Here is a 15,024-nt window from a genome sequence, read left to right as displayed (position 1 = left end):
TCACCCTGCCGATTTCTGCGCCATCTGCAAATCGACGAACTGTATCCCCTTGGCCGCCATGCGTGCCCATTCGGAATTGGCGTCGAGCTCGAGATAGCGCACCCAGCGGCGCCGCGCCTCGGCGAGATTGCCGGCGTCGAACTCGAGCCTCGCAAGGTTGAACACCGCATCGGCATAGTTCGGGTCGAGCGAAATCGCCTTCAGCAAATGGCGGCGCGCCGAGGCCTCGCGTCCCTGTTCGTTCATCAGCCCGGCCAGATTGAACCAGGCCTCGACGAAGCCCGAGTCAAGTTTTATCGCACGGGCATAGTCATGCGCCGCCTCGGCCGCGTGCCCGGCGGCGCGCAGGCAGTTGGCGCGGTTGAAGGCGGCGATGGCATCGCTCGGGTCAATGGCCAGGCAGCGCTGGTAGAGTGCGGCCGCCTGCTCGTGGTCTTCAGCCTCTTCCGCCGCCTCGGCATCGGCGAACAGCTCTTCCAGCGTGTCGTCATCCGGCGTTCCCAAATCGAACAGCAGCTGGCCGTCGAGTTCGCTCTGGCCGCCCTCGAGATAGATCGCGTCGGCCCGCCCGTGCTGCGAGCCGACATTGAGCGACTTGGCGGTGAGCGAGGCGACCGGGCCGGAGCGGTGCACCGAGCGCGCGATCGCTCCCCACGAAGCGCCGCCGGCGATCAGACCGGCATATTTGCGGGCGAGGATCAGATCGCGAAAGGAATAGGGTTCGCCATCATGCTCGAAGGCGTCGAACAGCGACAAAAGATCGAGATCGGCGGCGGCCAGCCGCGATTGGTCGATGAGCGATTGCCGGGATAGCGCCGAAGCCTCCGGTGCCTTCATAAGTCCGAGCAGGCGCAGGAACCCGTTCTCGCTGACCAGCTTGCGCCCGGCCTCGCGCTCCGCGGCAATGCGGCGCTCGATCTCGGCGTCGACGGCTTTGGCGAGCAACATGCGGCCCAACACGACATGCGTGGTGCGCCGGGTGACGCCGCGCCGCAACTGGCCGTGCTGGCGCTCTACCTCGCGCGCCGCCAGCCTGAGCGGAAAAGCCGCCAGCGCGCCGACGATGCCGAAGACCGTACCGGCAAGAGCCGTCACGCCTTGCTCTTGCCGACGGCTTTGAGAAGGTTGGCCTTGAGCGGGTTTTCCTTGGCCGCGCCGACGCCGGCCTTGGCGGATTTCGCCGCAGGCTTGGCTGCCTCATCGGCCTTGCTCTTCGACTTGGCCGGCGGCTTGGCCGATTGCGACAGGCTCGCCTTCAGCGCATCCATCAGATTGATGACATTGCCGCGCTCGGGGGCGGCCGCGATGATCGGCTTGTGGCCCTTCAGCTTCTCGCGGATCATCGTCATCAGCGCGATCTCGTAGCGGTCCTCGTAATTCTTCGGGTCGAAGGTGGTTTCCTTCTGCTTGATCAGCGCTTCAGCCAATTGCAGCATTTCCGGATCGGGGTTTCCGGCCGGGATATTGCCGAAATATTCAGCCGTGCCACGCACTTCGTTCGGATTCCTCAAGGTGCAGACGAACATGCCGTTCTCGCGTGCGCCGATCGTCACCACCCGCTCGCGGCTGGAGAGCACCAGGCGGGCGATCGCCAGCTTGCCGGATTTGCGCATCGCTTCGCGCAGCACCGCGAAGGTTTCTTCCGCCATTGCACCATCCGGTGCCAGGTAATAGGGCGCGTCCTGATAGATGACGTCGACCGAATGCTCGTCGACAAAGGCCTCGATGTTCATCGTATGGTTGGATTCGATGCGCACTGCGTCAAGATCGGCATCGTCGATGATGATGTACTGCTTATCCTCGTATTCATAGCCCTTGACCAGGTCCGAGCGCTCGACCAGCCCGAGTTCGGGATCGACCGGCTTCATGTTGATACGGTTGTGCGTCTTCTTGTGCAGCTGGTTGAAGCTGATGCGTTCGCTGGCGCTGGTCGCCGGATAGAGCCGGACTGGACAGCTGACCAGACTGAGCTTGAGGTAACCTTTCCAACTTGCCCTGGGCGCCATGAAATACTCCTACGCGGCCGTGTGCTGTCGAACTGTTCGCAGCGTTCTTCCGTCCGGAGGACGAATGAGGCTGCCGAAATCCTACATCGGCCCTCAGGATACCGGCAAATCCCTAGCGAAATGTTCTATCTCGGCTGAGGCGTCGGCGGAGGGCCTGGTGGCAAGAATAATTCAAATCTTAGGAAGCGTCGATGGAGTTGGGAAAAAGCATCCTATGCCGGCAGGACAGAGGGGATCGCGACGGCTGTCATCTCGCGCCGCTGCGTTTACCGCCCCGAAAACACAGGCAAGTCCCTGGCGAAATCTTCCATGTCGGCCCAGGGATCGCCTGACGTCGCCAGAAGGTCCGGCAGCGAAGAATAATTCAGATCCTGCGGAGCGTCGATGGATTCCAGGTCGGACCAGCTGACCGGCGTCGAGGCCGGCAAATTGGTGCGGGCGCGCAGCGAATAGGGTGCCGCCGAAGTGTGGCCGCGTGCGTTGCGGTGATAGTCGATGAAGATGCGCCGCTTGCGGTTTTCCTTGCCCATGGTGGTGGTAAAGGTGTCGGGCGCGGTGGCGGCGAGATGCGTCGAGATGGCGCTGGTCGCCTGGTGCAGCTTCTTCCAGTTCTGCTTTTGCGTCACCGGCACGGTGATGTGGATGCCGTTGCCGCCCGAAGTCTTGGCGAACGGCACCAGCCCCAGTGCCTCGAGTTCGCCACGGATATGCACCGCCGCTTCGACCACCTCGCGCCAGGCGATCCCCTCGCCCGGGTCGAGGTCGAAGACGATCAAATCGGGCTTGTCGAGCCGCGTGCGATGGGTGCCCCAGGTATGGAACTCGACGACGCCGAACTGCGCCAGCGCCAGATAGCCCTTGGCGTCTTCGACCGATAGATAGGATTTGGTCTCGCCTTCGGAATTTGTCGCATCGAAGGTCGCCACCGAGGAAGGCATGCCGGTGAAGGCGTGACGCTGGAAGAAACAGTCCTGCGGCTTGCCGGTCGGGCACCGCACCAGCGACACCGGGCGGCCGAGAATATGCGGCAGCATGAAATCGCCGACCAGCGCGTAATAGACGGCAATGTCGAGCTTGGTCGGGCCGGTCTTGCCGAACAGCCGCCGCGTCGGGTTGGTCACCCAGATTGTGGCGAGGTCGGCCTCGGCGATCAGCCGCTTGCGCTTGGCCGAAACCGGCGTCGACAGGCCGACGTCGCGCAGGCCGCGGAACACAGCATGGCGCAGCGCATTGTCGGTGGTCCGGTTGGCATAGTGGATGTGCGCCGAAAGCAGCGGCCGCACCCAGTTCATCTCGCGCATGATTTCGCGGGGAACCCCTTCGGGCGCGGATGCACCGGCCCCCAATGGCTCCAGCCGCGCCAGCAATTCGCCGGCTATCGCGGCATCGAAGCCGGTGCCGACCTTGCCGCGATAATGCAGCTCGCCGTCTTCGAATTCGCCGAGGCCGAGTGCGGCCAACCCCTCTGCCGCATCGGAGACGGTGTAGCCGGCGATGACAAAGTCGCCGGTCTGGAGCGCCTTGGTCTTGGTCCAGGTCTTGGTACGGCCGCTCTGGTAGACCGCCGTGGCGCGCTTGGAGACGACACCCTCGAGCCCCATCTCGGATGCCTGGTCATAAAGTGCCTGGCCGTCGCCTTCGACATGATCGCTGAGCTGGATGGCGGAGTTGGCGCTGAGACCGGACAGCAGTTGCGAAAGCAGCGCCTTGCGCCGGCGGAGCGGCGCTTGTCTTAGGTCCCAGCCGTCGAGATACAGAAGATCGAACGCGTAGAAATGGAGCTTGTTGCCGGCGCCCTCGGCCAGCGCGTCTTGCAAAAGGGCAAAGCGGCTGATGCCCTTGGCGTCGAGCGCGACGACCTCGCCATCGATGATCGCCTCGCGGCACGGCAGCCTGGCGAATGCAAGCGGCAGGTCGCCATAGCGCTTCGTCCAGTCGAGGCCGGCGCGGGTGATCAGCCTGACCTTCCGGTCGGAAACATGCGCCATGGTGCGGTAGCCGTCGAACTTGATCTCGTGCAGCCAGGCTTCGCGTGTTTTTTCCGCGGGGTGTTCACCTCCCGGCGGCTTCGGAACCTGCGTAGCCAGCTGCGGCTCGATCCGGGAAGGCGGCGGCGCCTTGACGGCGCCCGGCAAAGCGCCGGGTTTCAGCACCACCGGCCTGACAGGTTTGGCGGCAGGCTTCGGCGCTGCCACCAGCTCCTCGATGCGGCGTCCGGATTTGACGCTTTCCGGCCGGGCTTCCAATATGTCGAGCTTGGCGTCGGCGGCGAGATCACGCTCCTTGAACAGCAGCCAGTTCTTCTTTGCTTCATCCTCGCCGGGCTTCGGTTTCAGCCGCGTCAGCATCCAGCCGCCATTGAGCTTCTCACCGGCCAGCCGGAACTTGAAGGAGCCGGTGCGCAGGCTCTTCTCGACATCGTCCATCGGCGCCCAGACGCCGGTATCCCAGACGATCATCGGCCCGCCGCCATATTCGCCTTCGGGAATGACACCTTCGAAGTCGATATATTCGAGCGGATGGTCCTCGGTCTCGACCGCCAACCTTTTGTCGGCGGGGTTCAGCGACGGGCCGCGCGGCACCGCCCAACTCTTCAGCACGTCGCCGACCTGCAGGCGCAGATCGTAGTGATCGGCGGTGGCGTGATGCTTGTGGACGACGAAACGATTGCCTCCACTGGCAATTGGTCCGCCGGCGGGTTCGGGCGTCCTTGAGAACTCGCGCTTGGCGCGATAGGCCTTGAGTTTTGGTGGGGCGGTCATGGACTAGGCGCAACTGCTGGCGAAGATGCGGACCGCCACAGCTTCGTCATCCCAGGGCGGAGCGAACGCGAAGCGGAGCGGAGACCCTGGGATCCATGCCGTGACATTTGCCGTAAGGCAAAGCGGGGAAGAACTCAGGCCGGACACGGGTGATTTCGTCATCGGCGTTACGCGCCCGCCAGCAATTCTGCACCGCGGGAACACTCATAGATCGCGGCATGGATCCCAAGGTCTCCGCGACGTCGCTTCGCTCCTGCTCCGCCCTGGGATGACGAAGGATGGGAGGTCACGCCGCTCAATCGTCGGTGGCCGGTGTCAATTCGAGCTCGGCCGGCGACAGGCCCTGCTGCAGCTGGCTGAGCCGGAATTCGTCGACCCAATAGGCCTCGCCGTCGACCAGCACCCGCGCGCTGTAGCTGCCGGCCGAAAAACGCTGCGCGGTGATGTAGACCTTGTGGCGGTCGAGCGCCTCGCGCACCGCGGCGCGCTTGGATTTTTGGCTGGTAGCGGAACTGGCCATGCAATTTGCTCATACACGCAGAGCCGCAAGACAAGACGGCCGGCTCAAGGATGGCTGAGACGGGGTGTCGTGTCAATTTCGGCGAGCGAGCGTCCCACGACCGCCGGGGCATAGTGCCCGACGTCCATATATCAGGACGTGACACTTCCCCGGACTGGATGAAGCATCCCTCGAATGGATGAAGCTAAAAGCTCGAATTTATGCGTAGGCTCGTGGTGCACGTCTTCCAATTGGCGTCGCGGGATAGCAAGCCCCCGACCGAGGTCGCTTTTTTGACGAACGGAAAACGGACAGACATTGGCCTCAAAGCTGCGGTTCCACCTGCAAGCGGCGCCGAGTTGCTGAAATCCAGGGGCTGGTTTCGGGTCAACTGGCAAAAAATACTCTTGGCTAGTATGTTGATCGTCGGCGCGACAATTACGCTCTCGACTGCGGCTCAGATCAAGAAGCTGCGGCAGGCGGCGACCGCCGACCGCACGGAGCTGGCGCAGTTGCGAGCGCAGGTGAGCGACATCGCTCGGGCACCGTCACCGGATGCGGCCGCACTCGATCGCCAGCGGTCCGAGCTCGTGGCTCAGATCGAAAAGCTGCGGCAGGCGGCGACCGCCGACCGCGCGGAGCTGGCGCAGCTGCGGACGCAGGTGAGAGAAGCCGCCCGGGCACCGTCACCGGATGCGGTTACGCTCGATCGCCAGCGGGCAGAGCTCGTGGCCGAGATCGAAAAGCTGCGGCAGGACGCGACCGCCGACCGCGCGGAGCTGGCGCAGCTGCGGACGCAGGTGAGCGAAGCCGCCCGGGCGCCTCCGCCGGATGCGCTCGATCGCCAGCGGTCCGAGCTCGTGGCTCAGATCGAGAAATTGCGGCGGCAGGCGACGGACAATCATGCCGGCATGGATCGCCTTGAAAAGCAGATGGATCGCCTTGAAAAGCAGTTTGCTGAAGCATTTCAGCCTCAAGAGTCGTCTCAGCCTCAGTCTACCGCAACCATCGGCACATCGCCTGATATCGTTCTGCCCCCAGATACAACTCCACGAGTCATTCTGCGCTTTGCGCGTAACCGCGATTCCGCGCGGACACGAGCGGCGACCCTTGAGCGGAGTCTGCGAGCCCAGGGGCTCGACGTCGTAAAATCTGGCAATTCACCCACAAGCTCTCGGGCAAACGAAGTCATGTACTTTTATAATGAAGATCGACCAAGCGCAGAGCGTATAGCGGCTGGGCTTGTGGAAGCTACACTCATCCAGCGCGCATTTGCGGACGATGGTTCACTCCCCCGCCCCGGAACTATCGAAGTGGCAATCGGGCGGTAACTAGTAAGGTAGCGCAAAACAGGAGCCTGATATGAACCTCAGTTGCTTTGTTCGCCATCTCGCCTTTATTGTCCTGCTGGGAAGCACATCTGCTTTCGCGCAAACAGATCCGCCTTCGCCCGCGACGCCGGAAAGCGCGAAACCACAAAGTGGACCGGCCCCATTGGTCATCCATTTCGGCACCGGCAGCAGCACAATTCTTCCCAAGGACAGAGAAGTCCTCGATCAAGCGTCTCGCGCCTTCAACGAGGGCAAGCCGCAAGTCATGATCGTTGCTGGCAGTGCCGATCGTGCCGGAACACCAGCGCAGAACCTCTTGCTTTCTCAGCGCAGGGCGACAGCGGTGCTGAAAGCTTTGCTCGATCGCGGACTTCCGGTCGACCGGTTCCAGGTCCTGGCGAAAGGCGAAACAGAACTCGCGGTTCCGACCGAAGAGGGTATTGCCGAACCTGAAAACCGTCGTGTCGAGATCACCTGGCGCTAACGCCGTGTGCCGCTTCGTGACCGCGGCCAGTCTATTGCTCGCGTTAGCAGAGTCGGTGACGCCGGCTAGCGCCGAGGATCCGAGTGCTTTGTTTCGCGAGGCACTGCGACAAGACTTGATGGGCGGGCCGACAGGTGCTCGGCTCGCCTTCGACATGTACCGCCGTGCTGCAGAAGCGGGTCTGCCCGAAGCACAATTCAATGTTGCCATCATGCTTGACAGCGGCCGCGGCGTGTCCCCGGATATGGCGCAAGCCGCCACATGGTATGCGCGTGCGGCCTCTCATGGCATTCGAAGAGCGGCATATAATCTCGGCCAGCTTTACGAGGCAGGGCAAGGCGTTCCGCAAAACGTCGATCTCGCCCGTGCGTGGTTCAAAGCATCCGGTCTCCCGGCTGCTCGCGCGCGCCTGACTGCCATTCGCTCTGGTGGCGCAAAGGCCGCTACGCTTTCCGCTCCAATACTCATCGCGCCTACATATGGCGAGTTGATTGGCTCCAGCGCAAATAGTGTCGAGCTAGTGTGGACGGCACGCCAGCAACCAGCGGGAGTGCGCTTCTTCGTGGAGTTGCTAGCACTTGTGCCATCTGGTTCAAGTGAAATCTATTCCGGCTTTGTCGATATTTCGAGCCTGAACGTGGCTCTCTCAAGTCATAAGGGAGCCTTCGCATGGCGCGTGCTCGCCGTGGCACGAAGGGGTGGCCGCTACGCTGCCAGCGATTGGTCTTATATGCGCACTGCTGCCAACTGATGGTCTGATTTACGGCGGCCGACTTCGCCAGCCACGCCGTACCCGGCCAGTGTAGTCCTTCCGGCTGAATTACCTCCCGCTTCGCTCGCGCTTGGCGTCATAGCAATCGGGCGGATGAAGCGATGGCGCTTGGAGCGACAAGCCGAAAATCCGAGCGCATGGGGTCGCTGGATGATCCGCATTTCTTGAATCATTTTGTCAGCATGCGGCAGGCCGATGTTGCGCCAACTCAATCGTCGGTGGCCGGCGTCAATTCGAGCTCGTCCGGCGAAAGCCCTTGCTGCAGCTGGCCCAGCCGGAACTCGTCGACCCAATAGGCCTCGCCGTCGACCAGCACCCGCGCGCTGTAGCCGCCGGCCGAAAAACGCTGCGCGGTGATGTAGACCTTGTGGCGGTCGAGCGCCTTGCGCACCGCGGCGCGCTTGGATTTTTGGCTGGTAGCGGAACTGGCCATGACACGCCCATACACCGAACTGAGGCTGCTGACGCAGCTCTCTTCAAGATGGCGGAGACGGCGTGTTCTGTCAATTTAGGTGGCGATCGGGTAGTGGGTCAGTGCTTCCTACTTGGCGAGACGGGCTTGAAGCGCAGCTTTGTCAATCTTCTTCTCGAAGCTCGAAATCAATGTGTATGAATCTCGCTTTATCGCGTTTATCAAGGGGATCGATTTATCGCGATAGAGAGCGTTGGCTTCGTCGATCTTGCCGTCCGCAAGCAGGTCATGCACGTCATTTGCCACGGCGCGTAAAGTCTCGACATTAAGGTAGATATCTGAAAACCGTTTCAGTTCGTCCTCAGACACGCTTTTGTTTCGCTGTACTGCTTTCTTTGCGTAGATCAGTACCGGATTTAGTCGTTCCACGGTTTCGATAAGGTTAGTGTTTTCTAACCTCACTCCTCCACCGGTGCTGTCATAGCGCGACCAGTCGCCATAGGCTGCGAGCAGCGCAAGAGTTTCCAGATACATGACCGCCTCGCCGGCCCTTTCCAGTTTGTATGTTTGACTGATCACTTTCTGCTGCTGAGCAATGACCTGGATCGTGTCGTCGGGCGCCGTGGTTTGTGAACTGACTGGGCGTGCAAGTGTGAGAGTGAGCAGCAGGAGTGCGAGCGTTTGGGCAGTCCGTAGGGCGAATTGAGAGAATACGCGCATTTGCCACCTCCCAACGCTCAAACCATCATCCGTCAGTATGATATACCTTGCCAACCAACTGTCACGCGCAACTTACCCAGGGCCAATGGTAGGCGAGTACGCCACGCAAGCGGGCAGACGGCGTAACCGGGAATTATCTTGCGTCACAGATTTCAAACTGACCCACCACCGGCGATCGCATCAATCAAGGCCACGGGTGGTCCGAAGCTAGCTGCTTGTGGCCCTTCCGGCCCGGACCACCCGCCTCCTTGCGTCCTTCCCAAGACAGCGGACACTATAAGCGCATCGATGCGGCGCACTTTGACCTGGATCAAACGGCCGGTCAGCTATCGGCTGTGGAAACCCAACCGGCGCGCTATATGGAACCTGGCGGCTTGGATTGCGACACCGACCCCGGAGAACTTCAGATGACGTTGAGCACACGCAAACTCGGCAGCCAGGGGCTGCAAGTATCAGTGATCGGTCTCGGCTGCATGGGCATGAGCCAATCCTACGGCCCGGCCGACGAGGCGGAGTCGATCGCCACGCTGCACCGCGCCATCGAACTCGGCTGCACATTTTTCGACACGGCAGAGGTCTATGGGCCGTTCGCCAACGAGGAACTGCTCGGCCGAGCGCTGAAGGGCCGGCGCGATGAGGTGACGATCGCGACGAAGTTCGGCTTCCGCATCGAAAACGGCAAGCAGATCGGCACCGAGCGCGACAGCCGGCCCGAGCATATCCGCGAGGCTGTCGAAGGCTCGCTGAGCCGGCTCGCCACCGACCATGTCGACCTCCTCTATCAGCACCGCGTCGATCCGGCGGTGCCGATCGAGGAGGTGGCCGGCGCGGTCGGCAGGCTGATCGCCGAGGGCAAGGTCCGCTTCTTCGGCCTGTCGGAAGCCGGTGCCGCCACCATCCGCCGGGCACATGCGGCGCATCCGGTGTCGGCCGTGCAGAGCGAATATTCTCTGTGGGAGCGCAATCTGGAGCCGGAAATCATCCCGCTGCTGAAGGAGCTCGGCATCGGCCTGGTGCCGTTCTCGCCGCTCGGCCGCGGTTTCCTCACTGGCGACGTCAGGCGCGCCGAAGAGTATCCTGAGGGCGATTACCGGCGCGGCGACCCGCGCTACCAGGGCGCCAACTATGACGCCAACATGCAGGCGGCAGCCATGGTACTCGACATCGCCGCGGCCAAGCGCGTCAAGCCAGGCCAGATCGCGCTGGCCTGGCTGCTGCACAAGGGGAGCGACTTCGGCATCGACATCGTGCCGATCCCCGGCACCAAGCGCAGAAAATACCTGGAAGAGAACGTCGCCGCGGCTTCGCTCAAGCTCGACGCCGCCGAGATGGCGACGCTGGACGACGCGCTGGCGCCGGGCAAGGTCGCCGGGCCGCGCTACGGCGAGCGCACCATGGTGATGATCGATCGGTAGGCTGGCGAGAGACTTCCCTTCTCCCCTTGTGGGAGAAGGTCGGATGAGGGGTGCTCCAGCTTGGCACAAACTGCGCTTCGTCCAACACCCCCAACCGTCTTGGCGCTGCGCGCCAATCCACCTGGAGCCACTCGTTCTTGCGCAAAGCTCCGGCCTTGGCTAGCATCCGCCCGCCGGCGCCGAGCGGAGGAGAAACGTCGCGGTGGACCGGCTGGAGCGCCGTTGCGTCCCTTCAAAGCGAGTTGGGCGCTCAAAGGACACTCCATTTTTGAATCGACGCAAGGAACCTTCCGGAAAACTTATTCCGGTTTCGGGGTCGTGCGCTCATCTGGGAGGAGACTAAATTGATCAACAGACGTGAATTTCTGCTGTCGTCCGTGGCGATGGGCACATTGGCGCTTGCCGCTCCGCAACTGGCCTTCGCCCAGGACAAGCTGACCATCCTGGGTTCGGTGCCGAGCCTCGGCTTTCCGTTCTTCGTGCACATGCTGAACCAGATCAAGGCGGAAGCTGCGGCGCAAGGCGTCAACCTGATCGAGAGCGACGGCCAGAACTCGGCGCCCAAGCAGACCGCCGACATCGAGGCGGCGCTGGTGCAGAAGGTCAACGCCATCGTCATCTCGCCGCTTGACGTCAACGCGCTGGCCCCGGCCATCGAAGAAGCGGTGAAGGCCGGCGTTCCCGTCGTCACCATTGATCGCCGCGTTGAGGGCGTCGAGGGCATCCTCGCCCATGTCGGCGCCGATAACGTCAAGGGCGGCGAGGCCGAAGCGCAGGCTATGGTGGCGGCGTTCCCGAACGGCGCCAAGATCTTCCATTTGCAGGGCCAGCCCGGCGCCGGGCCGGCTATCGACCGTAACAAGGGCGTGCACAACGTCCTCGATCCCATGAAGGACAAGTACCAGATCATCTTCGAGCAGACCGCCAACTTCGACCGCGCCGAGGCGCTCTCCGTCACCGAGGCCGGCCTTGCCGCTAACGGCAAGCCCGACGCGATCATCTGCGCCAATGACGACATGGCGCTCGGCGCGGTTGAAGCCTGCGCGGCGCGCAACTTCACCGACGTCAAGATCTACGGCTTCGACGCGCTTCCCGAAGCACTGGTCGCCGTGCGCGACGGCAAGCTGGCCGGCACGGTCGAGCAGTTCCCCGGCGAGCAGTCGCGCACCGCGGTGCAGATCGCGGTCGCCTACGCCAAGGACAAGACCGAGCCGAAGGAAAAGCTGGTGCTTTTGACGCCGATCGTCATCGGCAAAGACAATCTCGACAAGGCTGAAAGGCTGGGCGAGACGAAGTAGGCTGCAATTGGCAAAAGCCGGTGGGACAGCGCCCCTCGCTGTCCCGCCGACTTGTATAAATCGGAACGATCGACCCCAATCGGGAGGACTGTTTGTCTCCAGCCGAAGCCCCAGCGCCTTCACCATCTCCCGCCCTGCTCACCGTCGAGGGCGTGACCAAGCACTTCGCCGGCGTCACCGCGCTGAGCGACGTTTCGCTCGAAGTCCACCCCGGCGAGATCCTCGGCCTGCTCGGCGAGAACGGTGCCGGCAAGTCGACGCTGCTCAAGATTCTCTCCGGCGTGATGCCGCCGACCAGCGGCCGCATCGTCTTCGACGGGATCGAATTCAGCCCGCACAACCCGCAGGACGCCAAACGGCTCGGCATCGTCACCATCTACCAGGAACTGAGCCTGATCCCGACGCTGACCGTGGCGGAAAACATCTTCATCGGCCGTGCGCCGCTCGGCCGGTTCGGGCTGGTCAGCTGGCGAAAGATGGTGGAAGACTCACGCGCGATCATCGCCCGCGTCGGCCTCGACCTCGACCCGGCGACGCCGGTTTCGGCATTGTCCGTGGCCGAGCAGCAGCTGGTCGAGATCGCCCGCGCGCTGTCGCTGAAGAGCCGTCTCATCATCATGGACGAGCCGACCTCGGCGCTGACCGAAACCGAAGTGCAGAAGCTGATGGCGATTATGGGCCGGCTGCGCAGGGATGGCGTCGCCATCATGTTCGTCACCCACAGGCTGGAGGAGGCATCGGCGATTTGCGACCGCATGACGGTGCTGCGCGACGGCAGGCTGGCCGGCCAGCTCGATCGTGAGGGCGGACCGATCAGGCTGCCGAAGATCATCGAGAAGATGGTTGGCCGCGCCGCGTCCGAGCTCTATGCGAGACCGACGCTGCGCGATGTCGCCGGCGACGTCCGGCTCTCGGTGCGCGGCCTGCGCACGGTGCGCGATCCGCAGGCGCCGCACGCCATCGTGCTTGAAGGCGTCGATCTCGACCTCAAGGCGGGCGAGATCCTCGGCGTCGCGGGGCTCGTCGGCTCCGGCCGCACCGAGCTCGCCCGCGCCATCTTCGGTGCCGACCGCATTGCCGCCGGCACAATCATGCTCGACGGCAAGCCGATCGCGCCGGCCTCACCCGCCGACGCCATCGAGCTCGGAATCGGTCTCGTGCCGGAAGACCGCAAGCACCAGGCGATCTTCGCCGCACTCGGCATCCTCACCAATTTTTCCGTCGCCGCGCTCGACCGCTACTCCAATGCCGCCGGTTTCATGGCCGAGCGGCGCGAGCGCGAGGCGCTGGCGAACTACAGGAAGACGCTGTCGATCCGCATGGCCTCGCCCGAGCAGGCGATCGAGGGATTGTCGGGAGGCAATCAGCAAAAAGTCATCCTTGCCCGCTGGCTGGCGCGCGACCCGAAGGTGCTGATCGTCGATGAACCGACGCGTGGTGTCGATGTCGGCGCCAAGGCGGAGGTGCACCAGATCCTGGTACAGCTCGCAGCGCGCGGCATCGCCATCATGATGATCTCTTCGGAACTGCCCGAAGTGCTTGCGGTGTCGGACAGGATCGTCACCATGCGGCGCGGTCGCATCACCGGCGAGATGCCCGGCATCGAGGCGACCGAGGAAAAACTGATGGAATTGATGGCGCTCGACCAGAAGCAGGAAGCAACGCTATGACCAGCGCGACCGAACGGAGCCAGCGCGGCGGCATCAATATTGCGCGCCTGTTGATGAGCTTCGGCCCGCTAATGTTCCTGGCGCTGCTGATCGTCGTCTTCACCGTGCTGAAGCCGAGCTTCATCGACCCTATCAACCTGTTCAACATCATGCGTCAGATCTCGATCACCGGGTTGATCGCGCTCGGCATGACCTTCGTCATCCTCACCGCCGGCATCGATCTGTCGGTCGGCTCGCTGCTCGCCTTCTGCGGCATGGTCGCGGCGGTGGTGGCCAAGGGCGGCACCGCCAACACGCTGTCCCTGTCGACAACGGGCACGCAAGGCTATGGCTGGTTCGCCGCTCTTCTCGCAGCCGTCATCGTTGGCGCCGTCGCCGGCAGCGTCCAGGGCTTTGCCATCACCAGGCTGAAGGTGCCGCCCTTCGTCGTCACGCTCGGCGGCCTCACCGTGTTTCGCGGCCTGACGCTGACGATCTCCAATGGCGGCCCGATCTCCGGCTTCGACGCCTCGATGCGCTGGTTCGGCACCGGGCTGATCGGTCCGGTTCCGGTGCCGGCGATCATCTTCGCGATTGCGGCCATCCTTTGCCACATCGTGCTGCGCTACACCCGCTACGGTCGCGCCGTCTATGCCGTCGGCGGCAATGCCGAGGCGGCGCGGCTCTCCGGTCTGCGGGTCGACCGCATCCTGATCTCGGTCTACATCATCGTCGGCTTCTTCGCCGGCCTCGCCGCCTTCGTTTTGTCGGCGCGGCTCAACTCCTCCGAAGCCGTCGCCGGCATCGGCTACGAGCTGACGGTGATCTCGGCGGTCGTCATCGGCGGCACCTCACTGTTCGGCGGCATCGGCAGCGTCGGCGGCACGGTGGTGGGTGCAGGGCTGATCGGCGTGCTGCAGAACGGGCTGCAGTTCAACAACGTCTCGTCCTACACGCAAAGCATCGTCATCGGCCTGATCCTCACCCTCGCCGTGGCCTTCGACCGCTGGCTGAAATCGCGGGTAAGGCGGTGACCCAAATAAGAACCATGACCGAACAGGACGTGCCGGCGGTGTCGCGGCTGCTGGGCCAATCCTGGCGCCACACCTATTCACCGATCCTGGGTGCCGAGACCACGGCACGGCTGTCGGATGAGAAGCACGCGCCGGAGCGGCTGGCGGCCGAGCTCGGGGACGACAACAAGATGTCGTTCGTCGCCGAACGGGCTGATGGCTCTATCGCCGGCTACGCCATGGCGGCCATGAATGACCAGGGCGAGGTCATGCTCGAGCGGCTTCATGTCGACAAAAGCGAGTTCGGTACCGGGCTGGCAGCCGATCTTTTGCACGCGGTTCTTGCCGCGCATGCGGGGATTCCCAGCCTCGCGCTGGAGGTGATCGAGGGCAACGACCGGGCAATCGCCTTTTATCGCAGGCACGGTTTCGAAGTGGTCGAGCGCAGGGCGGCCGCGCATGGTGTGGGCGGCCACCCCTCGCTGATTATGCGCCGGCTGCTGCCACGGGCTTAGCAAGCGAAAGCGGCTGAGCGCGTAATCTCCCCCTCGAGGGGAGATGGCCGGCAGGCCAGAGGGGGGTCGCCTCGCGTGAAGCGCCAACCTCCTCTTTCGTCCCACAGGGCGTTGCGCCAGGACATTCCGACCCCCTCTGTCGCCTTCG

The 15,024-nt window shown here is 63.3% G+C and carries 14 protein-coding genes; 8 read left to right on the top strand and 6 right to left on the bottom strand.

The features are described 5' to 3' along the window. The 4 genes from NKJ94_RS07765 to NKJ94_RS07750 all read right to left on the bottom strand — a co-directional run bounded on the left by NKJ94_RS07765 (position 1) and on the right by NKJ94_RS07750 (position 5,288). Positions 1–1,095 (bottom strand): tetratricopeptide repeat protein, encoded by a 1,095-nt coding sequence (locus NKJ94_RS07765; RefSeq protein ID WP_352524074.1) that lies wholly within the window; start codon positions 1,093–1,095, stop codon positions 1–3. Then, positions 1,092–2,006 carry a non-homologous end joining protein Ku gene (gene ku, locus NKJ94_RS07760; RefSeq protein ID WP_352524073.1) on the bottom strand — a complete coding sequence of 305 codons (915 nt, stop codon included), beginning with the start codon at positions 2,004–2,006 and terminating at the stop codon, positions 1,092–1,094. Before ku ends, NKJ94_RS07765 begins: the two co-directional genes overlap by 4 nt. A gap of 266 nt (positions 2,007–2,272) precedes the next feature. Beyond that, the gene (gene ligD / locus NKJ94_RS07755; RefSeq protein WP_352524072.1) at positions 2,273–4,768 is read right to left on the bottom strand and encodes a DNA ligase D; all 2,496 of its coding nucleotides are present in this window, start codon (positions 4,766–4,768) and stop codon (positions 2,273–2,275) included. A 295-nt stretch (positions 4,769–5,063) separates the two neighbouring features. Beyond that, positions 5,064–5,288, bottom strand: a complete 225-nt coding sequence (locus NKJ94_RS07750) for a hypothetical protein (RefSeq protein WP_352524071.1) — start codon at positions 5,286–5,288, stop codon at positions 5,064–5,066. A gap of 212 nt (positions 5,289–5,500) precedes the next feature. Between NKJ94_RS07750 and NKJ94_RS07745 the strand changes: the two genes are divergently transcribed. From NKJ94_RS07745 to NKJ94_RS07735, 3 genes are all read left to right on the top strand, one after another. Then, a complete protein-coding gene (locus tag NKJ94_RS07745; protein WP_352524069.1) occupies positions 5,501–6,598 on the top strand; it encodes a hypothetical protein in 1,098 nt (365 codons plus the stop codon). A 163-nt stretch (positions 6,599–6,761) separates the two neighbouring features. Then, positions 6,762–7,082, top strand: coding sequence for an OmpA family protein (locus tag NKJ94_RS07740; protein WP_352524067.1), 321 nt, complete (start codon positions 6,762–6,764; stop codon positions 7,080–7,082). Next, positions 7,039–7,833, top strand: a complete 795-nt coding sequence (locus NKJ94_RS07735) for a tetratricopeptide repeat protein (protein ID WP_352524066.1) — start codon at positions 7,039–7,041, stop codon at positions 7,831–7,833. Before NKJ94_RS07740 ends, NKJ94_RS07735 begins: the two co-directional genes overlap by 44 nt. Positions 7,834–8,062: 229 nt before the next feature. On the opposite strand, the gene NKJ94_RS07730 is transcribed toward NKJ94_RS07735, so the two are convergent. Both NKJ94_RS07730 and NKJ94_RS07725 read right to left on the bottom strand, forming a co-directional pair. Then, entirely contained in the window at positions 8,063–8,287 is a 225-nt protein-coding gene (locus tag NKJ94_RS07730; RefSeq protein ID WP_352524064.1) for a hypothetical protein, read from the bottom strand. A 108-nt stretch (positions 8,288–8,395) separates the two neighbouring features. Beyond that, complete coding sequence (locus NKJ94_RS07725; RefSeq protein ID WP_352524063.1) at positions 8,396–8,986, bottom strand: hypothetical protein; 591 nt, start codon at positions 8,984–8,986, stop codon at positions 8,396–8,398. Positions 8,987–9,393: 407 nt separating this feature from the next. On the opposite strand from NKJ94_RS07725, the gene NKJ94_RS07720 reads away from it, so the two are divergent. The 5 genes from NKJ94_RS07720 (at position 9,394) to NKJ94_RS07700 (ending at position 14,876) form a co-directional block, all read left to right on the top strand. Beyond that, positions 9,394–10,401: an aldo/keto reductase gene (locus tag NKJ94_RS07720; RefSeq protein WP_352524061.1), complete on the top strand. Its 1,008-nt coding sequence runs from the start codon at positions 9,394–9,396 to the stop codon at positions 10,399–10,401. Between the two features lie 347 nt (positions 10,402–10,748). Then, positions 10,749–11,699 carry a substrate-binding domain-containing protein gene (locus NKJ94_RS07715; RefSeq protein WP_352524207.1) on the top strand — a complete coding sequence of 317 codons (951 nt, stop codon included), beginning with the start codon at positions 10,749–10,751 and terminating at the stop codon, positions 11,697–11,699. A gap of 92 nt (positions 11,700–11,791) precedes the next feature. Then, positions 11,792–13,369, top strand: a complete 1,578-nt coding sequence (locus tag NKJ94_RS07710; protein ID WP_352524059.1) for a sugar ABC transporter ATP-binding protein — start codon at positions 11,792–11,794, stop codon at positions 13,367–13,369. After that, positions 13,366–14,382, top strand: a complete 1,017-nt coding sequence (locus NKJ94_RS07705) for an ABC transporter permease (protein WP_352524057.1) — start codon at positions 13,366–13,368, stop codon at positions 14,380–14,382. Before NKJ94_RS07710 ends, NKJ94_RS07705 begins: the two co-directional genes overlap by 4 nt. Next, positions 14,379–14,876, top strand: coding sequence for a GNAT family N-acetyltransferase (locus tag NKJ94_RS07700; RefSeq protein WP_352524056.1), 498 nt, complete (start codon positions 14,379–14,381; stop codon positions 14,874–14,876). The genes NKJ94_RS07705 and NKJ94_RS07700 overlap by 4 nt, the downstream gene beginning before the upstream one ends. Positions 14,877–15,024 lie beyond the last annotated feature (148 nt).

Origin of the sequence: Mesorhizobium sp. M0060, assembly GCF_040323155.1 — a bacterium.
Taxonomy (GTDB): domain Bacteria; phylum Pseudomonadota; class Alphaproteobacteria; order Rhizobiales; family Rhizobiaceae; genus Mesorhizobium.
The sequence above is the reverse complement of the archived record's forward strand: the minus strand, read 5'-3'. Positions and strand labels throughout refer to the sequence as shown.

What these genes read in the sequence shown, in the direction of transcription:
- NKJ94_RS07705 (WP_352524057.1), top strand. Translation starts at nt 13,366, where the DNA reads ATGACCAGCGCGACCGAACGGAGCCAGCGCGGCGGCATCAATATTGCG.
- ku (WP_352524073.1), bottom strand. Translation starts at nt 2,006, where the DNA reads ATGGCGCCCAGGGCAAGTTGGAAAGGTTACCTCAAGCTCAGTCTGGTC.
- NKJ94_RS07730 (WP_352524064.1), bottom strand. Translation starts at nt 8,287, where the DNA reads ATGGCCAGTTCCGCTACCAGCCAAAAATCCAAGCGCGCCGCGGTGCGC.
- NKJ94_RS07750 (WP_352524071.1), bottom strand. Translation starts at nt 5,288, where the DNA reads ATGGCCAGTTCCGCTACCAGCCAAAAATCCAAGCGCGCCGCGGTGCGC.
- ligD (WP_352524072.1), bottom strand. Translation starts at nt 4,768, where the DNA reads ATGACCGCCCCACCAAAACTCAAGGCCTATCGCGCCAAGCGCGAGTTC.
- NKJ94_RS07725 (WP_352524063.1), bottom strand. Translation starts at nt 8,986, where the DNA reads ATGCGCGTATTCTCTCAATTCGCCCTACGGACTGCCCAAACGCTCGCA.
- NKJ94_RS07720 (WP_352524061.1), top strand. Translation starts at nt 9,394, where the DNA reads ATGACGTTGAGCACACGCAAACTCGGCAGCCAGGGGCTGCAAGTATCA.